Source organism: Glaciimonas sp. Gout2, assembly GCF_035018905.1.
Taxonomy (GTDB): Bacteria; Pseudomonadota; Gammaproteobacteria; order Burkholderiales; family Burkholderiaceae_D; genus Glaciimonas.
In genome coordinates, this window is the sequence record NZ_JASJXA010000060.1 from 1 (window position 1) to 16,220 (window position 16,220).

The 16,220-nt window shown below is 48.0% G+C and carries 14 protein-coding genes and 2 tRNA genes; 2 read left to right on the plus strand and 14 right to left on the minus strand.

Going from position 1 to position 16,220, the window contains the following annotated elements; all coding sequences use genetic code 11:
• A partial coding sequence (locus QN379_RS21620) for a hypothetical protein (protein WP_323507577.1) occupies positions 1–336 on the plus strand: 336 nt, incomplete at its 5' end.
• Between the two features lie 24 nt (positions 337–360).
• On the opposite strand, the gene QN379_RS21625 is transcribed toward QN379_RS21620, so the two are convergent.
• The 9 genes from QN379_RS21625 to QN379_RS21665 all read right to left on the minus strand — a co-directional run bounded on the left by QN379_RS21625 (position 361) and on the right by QN379_RS21665 (position 9,031).
• Positions 361–741 (minus strand): hypothetical protein, encoded by a 381-nt coding sequence (locus QN379_RS21625; protein ID WP_322238357.1) that lies wholly within the window; start codon positions 739–741, stop codon positions 361–363.
• 526 nt (positions 742–1,267) lie between these two features.
• Positions 1,268–1,341, minus strand: a tRNA-Arg gene (locus QN379_RS21630).
• A gap of 258 nt (positions 1,342–1,599) precedes the next feature.
• Positions 1,600–1,676: transfer RNA gene (locus QN379_RS21635), tRNA-Pro, on the minus strand.
• A gap of 68 nt (positions 1,677–1,744) precedes the next feature.
• The gene (gene phoR, locus QN379_RS21640) at positions 1,745–3,094 is read right to left on the minus strand and encodes a phosphate regulon sensor histidine kinase PhoR (protein WP_322238355.1); all 1,350 of its coding nucleotides are present in this window, start codon (positions 3,092–3,094) and stop codon (positions 1,745–1,747) included.
• Position 3,095: 1 nt separating this feature from the next.
• Entirely contained in the window at positions 3,096–3,794 is a 699-nt protein-coding gene (locus QN379_RS21645) for a response regulator (RefSeq protein ID WP_322238353.1), read from the minus strand.
• Between the two features lie 58 nt (positions 3,795–3,852).
• Entirely contained in the window at positions 3,853–5,190 is a 1,338-nt protein-coding gene (glmM, locus tag QN379_RS21650) for a phosphoglucosamine mutase (RefSeq protein ID WP_322238351.1), read from the minus strand.
• Between the two features lie 176 nt (positions 5,191–5,366).
• Positions 5,367–6,209: a dihydropteroate synthase gene (gene folP, locus QN379_RS21655; RefSeq protein WP_323507578.1), complete on the minus strand. Its 843-nt coding sequence runs from the start codon at positions 6,207–6,209 to the stop codon at positions 5,367–5,369.
• A 101-nt stretch (positions 6,210–6,310) separates the two neighbouring features.
• Positions 6,311–8,200 (minus strand): ATP-dependent zinc metalloprotease FtsH, encoded by a 1,890-nt coding sequence (gene ftsH, locus QN379_RS21660; protein ID WP_322238347.1) that lies wholly within the window; start codon positions 8,198–8,200, stop codon positions 6,311–6,313.
• Positions 8,201–8,386: 186 nt separating this feature from the next.
• The gene (locus tag QN379_RS21665) at positions 8,387–9,031 is read right to left on the minus strand and encodes an RlmE family RNA methyltransferase (protein ID WP_322238345.1); all 645 of its coding nucleotides are present in this window, start codon (positions 9,029–9,031) and stop codon (positions 8,387–8,389) included.
• A gap of 37 nt (positions 9,032–9,068) precedes the next feature.
• Between QN379_RS21665 and QN379_RS21670 the strand changes: the two genes are divergently transcribed.
• Positions 9,069–9,542 (plus strand): YhbY family RNA-binding protein, encoded by a 474-nt coding sequence (locus tag QN379_RS21670; protein ID WP_322238343.1) that lies wholly within the window; start codon positions 9,069–9,071, stop codon positions 9,540–9,542.
• Positions 9,543–9,660: 118 nt separating this feature from the next.
• On the opposite strand, the gene QN379_RS21675 is transcribed toward QN379_RS21670, so the two are convergent.
• The 5 genes from QN379_RS21675 to QN379_RS21695 form a co-directional block, all read right to left on the minus strand.
• The gene (locus QN379_RS21675; protein WP_322238341.1) at positions 9,661–10,119 is read right to left on the minus strand and encodes a DUF4149 domain-containing protein; all 459 of its coding nucleotides are present in this window, start codon (positions 10,117–10,119) and stop codon (positions 9,661–9,663) included.
• Between the two features lie 204 nt (positions 10,120–10,323).
• Positions 10,324–10,800, minus strand: coding sequence for a transcription elongation factor GreA (gene greA, locus QN379_RS21680; protein WP_322238339.1), 477 nt, complete (start codon positions 10,798–10,800; stop codon positions 10,324–10,326).
• A gap of 460 nt (positions 10,801–11,260) precedes the next feature.
• Entirely contained in the window at positions 11,261–14,482 is a 3,222-nt protein-coding gene (gene carB, locus QN379_RS21685; RefSeq protein ID WP_323507579.1) for a carbamoyl-phosphate synthase large subunit, read from the minus strand.
• Positions 14,475–15,638, minus strand: a complete 1,164-nt coding sequence (carA, locus tag QN379_RS21690) for a glutamine-hydrolyzing carbamoyl-phosphate synthase small subunit (RefSeq protein WP_323507580.1) — start codon at positions 15,636–15,638, stop codon at positions 14,475–14,477. Before carA ends, carB begins: the two co-directional genes overlap by 8 nt.
• Positions 15,639–16,043: 405 nt before the next feature.
• Positions 16,044–16,220 (minus strand): heme-binding protein (locus QN379_RS21695; protein ID WP_323507581.1); only part of this gene is annotated, 177 nt, incomplete at its 5' end.

The window sequence follows — 16,220 nt, forward strand, 5'->3', positions numbered from 1 at the left end:
GAGCGGTCACGATGCGCCAGAATGGTCGGTCACGATAGACCAGAATCGGTGGTCACGATCGGCCAGAATACCCAGTTAGCGGAGTTTTTTACTGTAGACCGAATTAATTTAAGTACTTGCCAAAGCTTTCGGCATGTATTAAATGCAGGGCGGATTCAATTAGGCGATGCAACACTCATATATAAATATCTGCAATATACAGACAAGAAGAGTGATGGAGAGCAGTCAACACCGGAGGCAGCGCTAGACACCAAGCTTGCAACGAACGCTACTTTTCTCCTATGGTGTAAATCGTCGTGGTTCAGACATTTCGCGCATTTTGAGCTCGCCATTTAGCACCGCGACTCGAACCTGAACAATTTAGTGTGCATCCTTATTCGTCCAGCGCATCTGCCGCTTCTTTGCGCACCGCAAGCTCACCACTTCGCTGGCCGCTATTGCGGCAATGACGCTTCTGATCGGCATGCCCCGCCGATAGCGCCGCTCATAATCGACAAGGTATTGGCCATTGGATTCCAGGTACCAATACGTTCCACGAAGATTCCACCACAGCGTCGAGTACGCTGGATGTTCGACCGTCACCTCGACCATGGCGTGGATGCTCTCGATTCTCTCGTCGGCTTCGGAACCGTTGCCATGCCACGTCAGCCATTTGGCCGACGCAATTTCGTCTTGTACGGAGCGTCCGTTCAGCGCCAACGAGTCTGGAAATTTCAGTGCGAATATTCGATCACACGACATTTCATGGCGATGTGAAACCAATCCAGAACCCGATGGAACGGCCTCCTGGATCCATCGATGGCTTTCTCAAATTCGTCTGTGTTGACGGAGAAAACTGTAATCTTTTGATTTTTCGCAATATATTGCTCCGAGAGAAAGTGATCCAGCCGCGCCGTCGAAGAGACTTTCTTATTGATGTATCCGTAAACTCGGCAGTTACATCGACCGGTTGAATCTGCCTTACAGATCCGCGATTCGGGCCTGTTCTTTTTCTTGGCGCGTAAAGCGATGGTGTAGCCAAGCGGAATCCACAGCAAGCGCGAAGACCTCGTTTGATTGTCGGCCGCCGGATAGTATCGCTCACTACGAAGCGCGCTTTCGGCCTTGTCATCCAGTTCTTGACCGGCCGCTCATACGCGACTCCTCAATCCGGATGTTTGGAGAGAAATCAACGAAGTATTCGCTCAGGAAGAATCACAAGAATCACAAAAAAGTTGCGACCCAATCAGAAATATCTAACTATTTGATTTATAAGAATTAAGAAAAGTGCGTCGGGAGGGGCTCGAACCCCCGACCCATGCCTTAGAAGGGCATTGCTCTATCCAGCTGAGCTACCGACGCATAGATGATCTTTAACAGTTCCAATGTGCAAGGACAAACACCCGCACATTCACTCAATGATACATGTTGAAGCAATAAAACGTTTCAATAAGATTGAGACGATTTAACAAGCTATTAACGCCCACTATTTCACTATTATAGTGAAGCAAATTCCAAGCCATTTTAAAAAAATCAGATAAATATTAATCAACAATTTTATCTAATAAATCTATTCTGAAATGAAAAAGCGGGCTGTCCTAAGACAGCCCGCTTTCAAATTGGTCGGAGTACAAGGATTCGAACCTTGGACCCCCTGGTCCCAAACCAGGTGCGCTACCGGGCTGCGCTACACTCCGAAGAACAGAATCATACCCGCCAACATCATTTTGGTCAATATGTTTAAACAAACTTCCATTAAAATTTGTTATCGCTCTTCTGACAAGATCAATTGCGGCCTCTTAAAAATGGCGCTGAAACAGCTGCCCTTTCCAGGTTCAGATGCAACCACCAAATGACCACGATGCCGCAACAAAACGTGCTTCACGATTGCCAGGCCAAGACCAGTACCCTGCGTCACCCGAGAACGTGTTTTATCAACGCGATAGAAGCGCTCAGTTAAGCGACTTAAATGCTCTTCAGCAATTCCGATGCCGTCATCACGAACCGTCAATGCGGCCCCCTCGCCGAACAACTTCCACGTTACTTGAATTGATCCACCATTCGGTGTGTAGCGCACAGCATTCGTTAATAAGTTAGTGAATGCGCTCTCAAGTTCGTCATGATTACCTTTGAGATTAATGTCATCTGCTTCCAGCGTGATCAGATGCTTTCCTTCCGACAGAGCACGCGCCTGATCTAGAATATGATTGAGCATCGGGACGATTCGTACCGTATCACCAGAAGGCTGCTGAACCAACGATTCGAGCCTGGTTAAAGTCAGCATATCAGCGACAAGACGCTGCATGCGTTGACCTTGTTCCGCCATCAAATGTAGTTGACGCTGACGCGTCATCTGATCCATTTCAGTGGATAACGCATGCTCCAGGAAGCCGTTGATAACGGTTAAAGGAGTTCGTAATTCATGCGACGCATTGGCTATAAAATCACGACGCAAGGTCTCGAGTTTTTCCGCCTGTGTCACATCATGCGTAACTAGAATTCGCCGTCGATTATCAAAGGATATTAATTGCAGTTGTATTTTTCGATGGTGATGAACAAACGGAAGTGGTTGATCAAAGCTGCCCGACAACATGTAATTGACAAACTCTGGCGCACGAATCAAATTGGTCAGAAGGCGCCCTTCGTCGCGCACTCTATCTAGTCCTAAATGTTTTTCTGCAGCCGGATTACACCACTCCAAATGCATCACTCCATCCACAATCACCACACCGTCAGGAAGCAAACTCATGGCTTGGCGAAAACGCGCAAGCCATTCCACCATATCGACACGCGAGCGCTCGTCTTCTCTGCGAATATTTTCTAAACGTCGTGTTGAGTGCGCCCATAATCCCCAGGTTTTTGGACGCGGCGTCCCATAAGGACGATCCAACCATTCCTCGATACGAAATAGCGACCAAATTTGCAGAAATAGCAGGATGACTAAAGATAATCCAAACCAAATCAACCCCACTACCAAACCGTAGGAAGCCCCGATTGCCAACATGATCAGACACAGTAAAGCAAAACGCAATAATGTCGGCACCCAAAACGTACGGGCTTTACGCGTCGCTCGCTCCTGCACATTCACGAGGATTTCATCGGTGCGTATTGGCATTTCATGCAGTCGTGTCGTTGGACATTTTGTAGCCAACTCCACGGATCGTTTTAATGTAGTCCGCAGCTGAGCCCAACGATTTACGTAGCCGCATAATATGTACATCAACAGTACGCTCTTCGATGAAGGTATGATCGCCCCACACTTTATCGAGCAATTGTGCGCGTGAAAATATCCGTTCCGGATGCGCGATCAAAAAGCGAAGTAACTTGAATTCAGCTTGATCCAGTTCGATTGTCCGAGAGTCAACAGAAACTTGATAGCGGTCAGTATCAATATTGATCGCGCCATATTTTAATGTGTTATGGCCCAATTCCGGCACTTTACGCCGCAACAGAGCTTGAATACGAGCGACCAATTCTTTTGGTGAAAATGGTTTTGTAACGTAATCATCTGCCCCATCATTTAAGCCTCGAACTTTATCTTCATCCATACCCTTGGCAGTCAACATAATGACTGGCAAAGTGGCAGTCCGAACCTGACTACGCCACTCTTGCAGTAACGATAAACCGGAAGTGTCCGGCAGCATCCAGTCGAGTAATACTACTTGAGGTAACATCGCAGTGATTGCGGCGCGCGCCTCGTTGGCATTTTCAGCAATTTCGCAGGAAAATCCCGCATCATCGAGCGTAAACCTCAAGAGCTCAGCGATGCCAGGCTCATCTTCGACAATCAAAATATTAGTATGATGTTTTGACATCTGCGATATGAAAATAAGTTTGAAAATGCATACTGATAGTAATCCGGATTAAAAAAATTTAAACGGCAATTTTATCGACAATGCGACGCGCCATTGTCTGCGCCAAGTCCGCCGTTTTTGCCTCAACCATCACGCGCACCAACGGCTCGGTGCCAGACGCGCGAATCAATACGCGCCCATTGTTACCGAGTTCACTCTCGACTGCGGCTTTTTCGGCTACAACTTCGGGTTGCTGTTGCCAGTCGAAACCAGCCGCCACTCTGATGTTAATCAAGGTTTGGGGATACATGCTTATGTCCGCGGTAATTTCGGACAAGGATTGTCCGCTACGACTTAAAGCGGACAATACTTGCAGTGCTGACACAATACCGTCACCAGTCGTATGCTTATCCAGGCATAACAAGTGGCCAGATCCTTCTCCACCTAGCAACCAACCGCGCTCTTTCAATTGCTCTAATACGTAGCGATCGCCGACTTTAGCGCGTGCAAACTCCAAGCCCATTTGCCCAAAAGCCACCTCCAATGCCATGTTCGTCATCAGGGTGCCAACTACGCCGCTGACCATGCCGGTTTTCAACCTGTCTTTTACCACGATATAGAGCAATTCATCGCCGTTGTATATCCGCCCGGTAGAATCGACCATAATCAATCTATCGGCATCACCGTCCAACGCAATACCTACATCGGCGTTGTTCGCACACACAGCAAGCGCCAGCGCCTCGGGCGCGGTCGCACCGTAACCGTCATTAATATTGAAGCCATTGGGTTGATTGCCAATAGAGATAACTTCAGCGCCTAACTCGTGAAATACATGCGATGCAATATGATATGCAGCCCCATGCGCGGCATCGACAACGATGGTCATTCCGCGCAAATCAAGGTCATTCGGAAACGTGCTCTTGCAAAATTCGATATAGCGGCCTGGTGCGTCATCCAGACGCTTAGCCTTACCTAATTTATCCGATGTTACACAACTCATCGGATGTTCCAGTGCGGCTTCAATAGCGGCCTCTACGCTATCATCCAGCTTATTTCCATGGGCTGAAAAAAACTTGATCCCATTATCGTCAAACGGATTATGCGACGCTGAAATGACAACTCCTGCAGACAGGCGCAATGCCCTTGTCAGGTACGCAACCGCCGGTGTCGGCATCGGTCCGGCCAGCATCACATCAACGCCAGCCGCCGCAAATCCAGCCTCCAAAGCAGCTTCCAGCATGTAGCCGGATACGCGTGTATCTTTGCCGATTAACACCGTTGGCTTGATTGCGGCAGACTCAGATTGCGCCAGCACTTTGCCAGCAGCGTAGCCAAGTCGCATTACAAAATCCGGTGTAATTGGAGCAATCCCCACGCGACCACGGATACCATCTGTACCAAAATATTTTCTAGTCATTTAAGGCCTGTTTTTAAATATTTATTATTTTTTTAGAAACGCTACCTTGTACACTATTCTCAACCAACTCCGACTATTTACGATAACCTAAGATTTTAGTCCGATACAAAAACGTTATACGCTGATAACTTCTCTCATCTGTCGCGCTCAATTCACAACAATCGCATCATCAAAATTTAAGCTAAACCAGCTTGCCAAACCGCCAGCGCATCAATCGTTTCTGCTACATCATGAACGCGCACGATTTTCGCCCCTTGAGCCACTGCTACGAGGGCCGCAGCAACGCTACCGGCCAAGCGCCTTTCAATCGGTTTGCCCGTCAAATTTCCTATCATGGTTTTGCGTGAAGCTCCAACCAACATTGGCAGATCCATCAATTGTTGCATTTTACCAATATTTCTTAGCAAAACGAGATTATGTGCGAGCGTCTTACCAAAGCCGAAACCAGGATCAATGCTAATGCGTGAACGTTCCACTCCTACTCGCTCCAAAGCAGCAACCCGTTCACCCCAAAAGCGCGTGACCTCGGCTAATACGTCGTCATATGCCGGCCTCTCCTGCATAGTTTGAGGCTGCCCTTGCATATGCATGACACATAATCCGCAATCACTTTCCTTGACCGCCTCAAGTGCACCATCAGCTCGAAAAGCATTAATATCATTGATTAAATCTGCGCCGGCAGCAATTGCCTCGCGCATAACCATCGGCTTATAGGTATCAATTGAAAGAGGCTTACCACAATCGCGTAGCGCGTAGATAATCGGCATCAAGCGATCCAATTCTTCTGAGAGCGACACTGTGGGACTCCCGGGGCGACTAGACTCAGCACCAATGTCAATAATATCCACGCCGTCTGCGATCATTTGCTCCGCATGAGAAAGAGCAAATTCTAGCGAATAAAATTGCCCGCCATCGGAGAATGAATCTGGCGTGATGTTCAGAATTCCCATTACCAGTGGTCGTGCGTTGGGTGTATTTACCGCAAGGCGGTAGCGTCCACATTGAAAATATTGTTGCATTTTTTTATTCGTATACAGAAAAAGGGCGAGGATAAATCCTCACCCTTAGTTATTTACATCGAAAATTCTCGACTCACGATCACGCCACCTTCAGCTCGAAATCAGGCTGGTGCTGTCGCTGTCGGAGATATTCCACCACCTGACGAACTATCAGTCGGCGTCTTCTTTACCGGGATACCATATTTTGGCAAACGTGGCTCGAGGCCTTCCATGATGTCGTTAATTTGATCAGCATCAATTGTTTCCCAATCCAGCAAAGCCTTAGTCATGGCTTCGACTTTATCGCGATTTTCTTCTAGCAATCTACGCGATAAAGCGTATTGCTGATCCAAAATGCTGCGAATTTCTGCATCAACTTTTTGCTGAGTTGCTTCGGAAACAGTTTTTGAAGCCATCCGACCAAAATAAGCATCTTGCTCTGTATCTTCATACACCATCGTGCCGAGGGTTTCCGACATGCCGTAACGCGTCACCATTGCACGCGCCAACTTCGTTGCGCGCTCAAAGTCATTCGATGCGCCAGTAGACATCTGGTGCATGAAGATCTCTTCAGAAATACGGCCGCCAAACAGAATAGCGATTTCTTCGAGCATCTTGTCTTTATACATATTGACACGATCATGCTCAGGCAACTGCCAGGTTAAACCTAACGCAAATCCGCGCGGCATAATGGTGACTTTATGTACAGGATCAGCTTTTGGAAGCAACTTAGCAACAACTGCGTGACCCGACTCATGATAAGCAGTGTTACGACGCTCTTCTTCGCGCATAACAGCCGATTTACGCTCAGGACCCATTACGATCTTGTCCTTAGCATCCTCGAAGTCCTGCATTTCTACTAAACGCTTGGTGCGCCGCGCTGCAAACAATGCGGCTTCGTTTACAAGATTAGCCAAGTCCGCGCCTGAAAAGCCTGGTGTACCACGCGCCAAAATATCAGCCTTAACGTCAGTCGAAATAGGCACTTTGCGCATATGCACATTGAGAATCTGCTCACGGCCACGTATATCCGGCAATCCAACTACAACCTGACGGTCGAAACGACCTGGACGCAACAGTGCTTTATCAAGCACATCAGCACGGTTGGTCGCAGCAATCACGATCACGCCCGAATTAACTTCAAAGCCATCCATCTCGACCAGCATTTGATTTAGTGTTTGTTCCCGTTCATCATTACCGCCGCCCATACCAGCGCCACGATGACGACCAACCGCATCAATTTCATCAATAAAAATGATACAAGGAGAATGTTTTTTGGCGTTTTCGAACATATCACGGACACGTGAAGCACCGACACCAACGAACATTTCAACAAAATCCGAACCGGAAATAGTAAAAAACGGTACCTTGGCTTCACCGGCAATCGCGCGCGCCAACAATGTTTTACCCGTTCCTGGAGGACCAACCATTAACACGCCATGCGGAATTCGACCACCCAACTTTTGAAATTTAGTGGGATCGCGTAGAAAATCTACAATTTCAGAGACTTCGTCTTTCGCCTCATCGCAACCTGCGACGTCGGCAAAAGTGACTGTATTAGTAGTTTCATCCAGCATCCGCGCTTTAGACTTCCCGAACGAGAACGCACCACCTTTCCCGCCGCCTTGCATTTGACGCATAAAAAATATCCAGACGCCGAGCAACAAAATCATCGGGAACCAAGATATGAAAATTTGCGACAGGAATGACGGTTCTTCAGGTTGTTTAACGTCGAACTTAACGCCGTTATTGAGTAAGTCGCCTACGAGCCCACGATCAAGGAACGTTGTAGTGGTCTTGATTTTTTTGCCGTCAGAGGTATTGGCAATAATATTACGATCTTCAATCACCGCATCAGTGATGTGTCCCGCCTTCACCTCGTTAATGAAGTCGGAATAAGCAATTGGCGCCGCACCGTTAGACAATCCTTTAGTATCGAATTGTTTAAATACGGTAAAGAGCACCAAGGCAATGACCACCCAGATGGCGGCTTTTGAAAACATGTTATTCACTAGAACTCCTTGAGCGCGCGACGCGCCGATAGTCGTGGTGCTTCGGGTTGGGCTCGCACTGTGTTTATTGCTTTCGGGCTGAAACCTGATTTTACTCGGAATCACCAGTCGTTACTAGGTTGGATATGTGGACACACCCATGAAAAATCAAGGATAAATCCACAATAAAGTGTTTAAAATCGAAATTTAAGCCGAATTCTTTAAATTCCGGCCCAATAAAAATATTTCTGACGATTTATCACGGCTCGCTTTCGGTTTTCTAGAGCCAACACTCTCGAATGTTGCGCGAAATTTGCTTAGTATCTCGTTATATCCTCGGCCATTGAAGCATTTCGCCAACAACACGCCAGACGGCTTCATGTGATTTACAGTAAATTCAATTGCCAAATCAATAATTTCCTCCATCCGTGCGGCATCCGCTATGGCAATACCTGATAGATTAGGGGCCATATCAGACAACACAAGGTCAACTTTACGACCAGCTAGCAACCGTTCAAGTTGAGAGAGACTTTCTTGCTCGCGAAAATCCCCCAGGATAAAATGCACATCGGCAATAGGATCCATCGGTAATATATCCAATCCAATAACCATTCCATGGATTCCGCCGCCTTCTTGACCGGATAATTTATTACGAACGTATTGAGACCAGCTTCCAGGTGTTGAGCCAAGGTCAACTATAATTTGCCCTGGCTTAATCAACTTATCAACTTCGTCGATTTCTTTTAGCTTATAAGCAGCCCGGGCGCGATAGCCTTCTTTCTGTGCCAGCTTCACATATGGATCATTAATGTGATCGTGTAGCCAGTTTTTGTTTAATTTCTTCTTTGCCATTCGCGTAGAATACCGTTTTTAAGGAATTTTTATATTTATGTTGAAACTCACACCCGCCGAGCGCAGCGAACTCCGCGCCGAAGCCCATGCACTAAGTCCAGTTGTCCTGATCAGTGAAGAAGGTTTAAAACCTTCACTGATGAAGGAAATTGACAACAGCCTGAATTCTCACGGCCTTATCAAAGTGCGTGTATTTGGCGACGACCGCGAAGCGCGGATTGCAATCTACGAAACTATTTGCGACAAACTCGGTGCCGCGCCGGTACAACACATTGGTAAACTCCTGATAATGTATCGCCCACAAAAAGATGCTGCTAATAAGGCACGCACCGAAACACGTGGTAAGGGTATGCGGGAAGTCACTATCGTTAAACCAAGTCCAAGTGGCACAAAGCGCCCGTCAGTTACCAAGGTAATGGTAAAAGGCAATGAACGCGTTACTGCTGGTGGCAATATTAAACGTGAAAAACCACGTCAAAAGAGCCGCAAGAAATCTGCGCTTGGTCAGTAATTGTGAACTAAGCACGCGATACATTAAGCTCATGAAAGTGCGCGTATTTTACCCGAAGTTGCAAGGGCAAAACCCATAAAGGTGAATTCCCTTGCAACGATATTGACCGGGTCGCGCGTTAACGCAATGTGCGTAGCTTTAAAATCAGGCCCATTCCAAACAGGCTTTGGATGAGATATATGCCGCTTGCGACGCCGTGTAAAATTCCGAATTGTGTTTTAGCAGCCGGACTCATAATGCCACCGGATGCGATCGCCTCGCGTAGCGATGCCATGAACGGCTGAATACCAAAATAGCCAACCACAGTACAAAGCAGCATCACCAAAGTTAAACGCAATAAAGTTTTGCGCAACGGCGCGTTATCATCTGCGGTCCGAAAACCAAATAACAGCGTTAGCAACAGCCCACAGGCAACACCGAGCCAAGCCTCAACTCTAAATAAACTACCGGCAATCGTGCCTGCTAAAGCGCGATCTGCCAATGTTGCAAATAATGTCGGCGCAACCACGTATCCAACGGTCCATAAGCTGCCAACCCATAAGGTGGCAATCAATAATCTTGCGCGCACTACTATCATTGTGTCCTCTGCCGCAGCCGCAATCGACCGGGTCTCAATGGAAATACTAACGGCTTATTTTCTCCGCACTTCCAGTAATACTGACAAGCTATCAACACAGGAAACTATCTGGATGATTTCACGTAAGCTACCCGAAATGCAATCAGCCTCTTGTGTGTACCCTCGTTAGGGTTACACACACGAACTACCCAATCATCAAAAAATTTAGATGTAGCGCACTTCCAAAATTTCGTACTCGCGAATCCCGGACGGCGCTTGAACGCCGACCACGTCGCCAGCACTTTTACCGATTAAGGCACGAGCAATCGGCGAGGTAACAGAGACTTTTGAAACTTTTATGTCTGCTTCATCCATGCCAACGATTTGGTAAGTCACCTTATCGCCAGTCTCCAAATCTTCGAGATCAACAGTTGCAGCAAAAACTACACGACCATCCGCATCCAGCGTAGTCGGATCAATGATTTGCGCTGCACCTAATTTACCTTCTAGATCGGCAATCCGACCTTCGATAAAACCTTGACGCTCTTTGGCTGCGTCGTAATCGGCATTTTCCGAAAGATCGCCGTGCGCACGCGCCTCAGCAATTGCATTGATCACGGATGGGCGCTCTTTGGTTTTCAGGCGTACCAGTTCAGACTTCAGTAATTCGGCGCCAAACTTGGTAAGAGGTACTGAGCTCATAGGAATCTTATTCAAATCTAATTAAAGTTGTCAATTTGACGAATTGATGTTGTTGTGCCCCGTCGCGGTGACACTCTTAACAACATTCGCCAGCGTTATTTTCTAGTCTTGCATAGTGGAACGGGATACAAAATAGAGCAGCGATACAAAAAATCTAACTACCTGCCAAAAAAATCGACACTGCTCTTTTAATCCGAAAGAATCGTGCCAATAAAATGCCACGGAGGTCACAAACGGCACCGAATTTCGGCACTGTGTGCGACCTCCGCGTGGGACGTCTAAAATCTGCATCTCATCTTACTACTCAGGCATTGATTGGTGCTAAGTAGAACTCAAAAATCCTCATAGTCATTGAGACTACTTCGACTTTTCTGCCTCATTTAACGCCAACTGCCCCGATCAGCATAGTTGTCGCTACAACTCGTAGCGCCTTACCAGGAGGATAGTGATACGTATGGACTTAGTGTAAGGTTTTATGCAGACCTTGTAAATCGTAGACGTTCAACTCATCAAGATGCCGCATACCCTGAACCGCCGCCTCCGCTCCCGCGATGGTGGTGTAAGTCGTCGCCCGCGCTTGCAAGGCTGATGTGCGGATAGCGCGTGAATCGACAATCGCACTACGCTTCTCTTCGACCGTATTAATGACCAATGTAATTTCATTGTTCTTAATCATGTCGACGACATGTGGACGACCCTCAACCACTTTGTTGACAGTCTTCACCGGAATACCCGCTGCATGAATAGCGGCAGCTGTGCCCTTCGTGGCGACCACTGAGAATCCCATCGCTACTAAATCCTTGGCAACTTTCACTGCACGTGGCTTATCGCTAGCTTTAACGCTGAGAAATACCTGACCCGATGTTGGCAATTTGATACCGGCACCGAGTTGCGATTTAACGAAAGCCTCGCCGAACGTTTTGCCCACGCCCATCACTTCACCGGTTGACTTCATTTCCGGCCCCAGAATGGTATCCACGCCGGGGAACTTAACAAACGGGAATACCGCTTCTTTGACACTGAAGTATTTCGGTACGACCTCGTCCTTGATCCCCTGACTATACAGAGATTGGCCGACCATGCAGCGCGCCGCAATCTTAGCCAATTGCAAACCGGTAGCCTTAGAAACAAACGGCACCGTACGCGATGCACGCGGATTAACCTCTAGAACGAACACAACATCCTTGCCATCAATCTGCTGAATGGCAAACTGCACGTTCATCAAGCCGACCACATTCAGGCCTTTAGCCATCAATGCAGTCTGACGCTTCAACTCATCAATAGTTTCCTGCGCCAAAGAATAAGGTGGCAGCGAACATGCTGAGTCCCCCGAATGGACACCCGCTTGCTCAATGTGCTCCATGACGCCACCGATGAATGTACGCTCGCCATCTGATAAGCAATCGACGTCGACTTCAATCGCGTCGTTCAGGAAACGATCCAGCAATACCGGAGAATCGTGCGAAACCTTCACGGCTTCACGCATGTAGCGCTCAAGGTCACGTTGCTCATGGACGATTTCCATAGCACGACCACCCAATACATAGGACGGGCGCACTACCAGCGGATAGCCTATTTCCTGAGCCAGACGCAATGCGTCTTCTTCAGTACGTGCTGTACGGTTTGGTGGCTGACGGAGATTCAAATCATGCAATAGTTTTTGAAAACGTTCCCGATCTTCGGCAGCATCAATCATGTCTGGTGAGGTGCCGACAATCGGTACGCCATTCGCTTCCAGATCCAGCGCGAGTTTCAACGGCGTTTGACCACCGTATTGAACGATGACGCCGTATGGTTTTTCTTTATCGACGATTTCTAGTACGTCTTCCAGCGTCAGCGATTCAAAATACAAACGATCAGACGTGTCGTAATCGGTCGAAACGGTTTCCGGATTGCAGTTGACCATGATGGTCTCGTATCCATCTGCTCTTAGTGCCAGTGCCGCATGTACGCAACAATAATCAAACTCGATACCTTGGCCGATACGGTTAGGTCCGCCGCCCAGTACCATGATTTTCTTTTTGTCGGTCGGATTCGACTCGCACTCTTCCTCATAGGTCGAGTACATATAAGCGGTATTCGTCGAAAACTCACCAGCACAGGTATCAACACGCTTATAGACCGGACGCAAATTCAGCGCATGGCGCTTGGCACGAACTTCGGTATCGGTAACTTTCAGCAGCTTCGCCAGACGACGATCGGCAAAGCCTTGCTGCTTTAGTTTATACAGCGTATCGCGATCGAGCCCCTCTAGCGTTTGGGTGCTTTCCAGCCACAATTCAGTATCAACGATTTCTTTAATTTGCGATAGAAACCATGGATCGATATGGGTCAGTTGATGCACTTCTTCCAATGTAAAACCTTGTGCAAACGCGTCACCGACGTACCAGATACGATCTGGACCAGGTTCGCCAAGCTCTTCTTCAATAACTTCGCGATCCTGAGTTTTTTCGTTCATGCCATCAACGCCAACTTCAAGTCCGCGTAATGCCTTTTGGAATGACTCCTGGAAAGTGCGGCCAATCGCCATTACTTCGCCAACCGACTTCATTTGGGTGGTTAAATGGTCGTCAGCTGCAGGAAATTTTTCGAATGCAAAACGCGGGATCTTCGTCACGACGTAATCGATCGAAGGCTCAAATGACGCAGGCGTTGCTCCGCCAGTGATTTCGTTACGAAGTTCATCCAGCGTAAAACCAACTGCCAGTTTTGCCGCGATCTTCGCGATCGGAAAACCGGTCGCTTTCGATGCCAATGCTGATGAACGTGATACCCGAGGATTCATCTCAATGACAATCATCCGACCATCAGCCGGATTGATTGAAAACTGTACGTTAGAACCACCCGTATCAACGCCAATCTCACGCAAAACAGCGAGTGAGGCGTTACGCATGATTTGATATTCTTTGTCTGTCAATGTCTGTGCTGGCGCAACCGTAATGGAGTCACCGGTATGCACGCCCATCGGATCCAGATTTTCGATTGAGCAGACAATAATGCAGTTATCCGCCTTATCGCGCACAACTTCCATCTCGAATTCTTTCCAACCGATCAATGATTCTTCAATCAACAATTCTTTAGTTGGCGAGGCTTCGAGGCCACGCTTGCAAATCGCTTCAAACTCTTCCGCGTTATACGCAATACCGCCGCCGGTTCCACCCATAGTGAACGATGGACGAATAATGGTCGGGAAGCCGAGTTCTTTTTGCACAACCCATGCTTCGTCCATGGTGTGCGCGACACCAGAGCGGGCCGAACCAAGACCAATTTTGGTCATGGCCGCTTTAAATTTGGAGCGATCTTCTGCCTTATCGATCGCTTCTGGCGAAGCACCAATCAACTCAACGTTATATTTAGTCAGAATGCCATGATGATGCAAATCCAGCGCACAATTCAGCGCGGTCTGGCCGCCCATCGTAGGCAGGATTGCATCCGGCTTTTCTTTCGCAATAATGCGCTCAACTACTTGCCAGGTAATCGGCTCAATGTACGTGACATCAGCCATTTCCGGATCAGTCATGATGGTCGCAGGATTGCTATTAACCAGAATGACTTTGTAGCCTTCTTCACGCAACGCTTTGCAGGCTTGCGCGCCGGAATAATCAAACTCGCAGGCCTGGCCGATAATGATCGGACCAGCACCAATAATCAGGATGCTTTTTATATCGAGACGCTTAGGCATTTTTATTTTTCTCCATCATCGCCACAAAGCGATCGAACAAGGGGGCGACGTCATTCGGGCCAGGTGATGCTTCTGGATGTCCCTGAAAGCAAAATGCCGGCTTATCAGTACGAGCAAAGCCTTGTAACGAGCCGTCGAATAGCGAGACATGTGTCACGCGGCAATTAGCGGGCAACGTTGTCGAGTCAACCGCAAAACCATGGTTCTGCGAAGTGATCATGACCTGCTTGGTATCGAGATCTTGTACCGGATGATTGGCGCCGTGATGGCCGAATTTCATCTTCAACGTCTTCGCGCCGGATGCCAGCGCCATGATTTGATGTCCGAGGCAGATACCAAAAGTAGGAATGCCTCGCTCGATTAATTCTTTGGTCGCTGAAATTGCGTAATCGCATGGCTCGGGATCGCCAGGACCATTTGACAGAAATATGCCATCTGGATTGAGCGCTAACGCTTCAGCGGCGGTCGCCTGGGCAGGCAACACGGTTACTTTGCAGCCACGGGCGGCCAGCATGCGCAAGATATTGAATTTAACGCCGTAGTCAAACGCTACGACGTGATATTTAGCGGTAATTTGCTGATCGTAGCCGCGACCGAGACGCCATTCTGTCTCGCTCCAGCTATAAGCTTTGGTGGTAGACACCACTTTAGCCAGATCCATTCCAGCCAAACCAGGAAAGACGCGCGCTAACTCTAAGGCCTTCGCCTTCGCGCTGGCAACGTCTGTGTCGACCGTTACGATGGCACCGCTTTGCGCACCTTTTTCACGCAAAATACGTGTCAGCTTGCGCGTGTCTATGCCGGCGATAGCGACAATATTCGCATCTTGCAAGTAAGACTCAAGCGTTTGGGTAGAGCGAAAATTCGAAATCAAACGCGGCAAATCGCGAATGATCAAGCCCGCAGCATGCACGCGGGACGACTCGATATCCTCTGGATTAACACCGGTATTGCCGATGTGAGGGTAAGTCAGTGTGACGATTTGTTGACTATAGCTAGGATCGGTAAGAATTTCCTGGTATCCGGTCATTGCGGTATTAAATACCACTTCGCCGGTCGTGTGGCCAACAGCGCCAATCGAAAAACCTTGAAAAATTGATCCATCTGCTAGCGCGAGGATGGCCGGAACAGCATGGCCAGAAAAAAATGGCGGCAAAGGTAACTCCTGATGTTGTTACCGCCGCTACGCTGTGCCAAACGACCGCTAAGAAACCCTCCAACAATCTGGAGATATTGATAGTCTTTTTGAGACGGAATGGAGTTGTATGCGCTACGGCGGAGTAAATTGGGCTTAACCCTCCGATTATAGAGCAAAACCACCCTTCAGACAATCAGGTGAACCGCGCTATTCTCGAAAAAGACGCTGGTTATTACAAAATTAATTTATGGCGTTGAGCCTTACCGCGCCCACTCACAATAACCAGCGCTAATTCCCACCTACCAACTTGACTAATAATTAACTTAAGAGTCCATCGCAGAACACAATAAATTCAACGACAACGCTCATTTGCATTTAATTAATTATTTGACAACTATTGCGATTAGCTATTTTGCCACTAAGTTATGCAGTTAAAGCGGCGATCCCTGCCTTAGCAATTTGTACATCTTCCGATGATTTAACGCCAGACACGCCGACCGCGCCCAAATATTCGCCATTGATAACGATAGGAACGCCACCTTCAAGTAATCCATCCAGGTTAGGCGCAGTGATGAAAGAGAAACGACCATTGTTGATCAT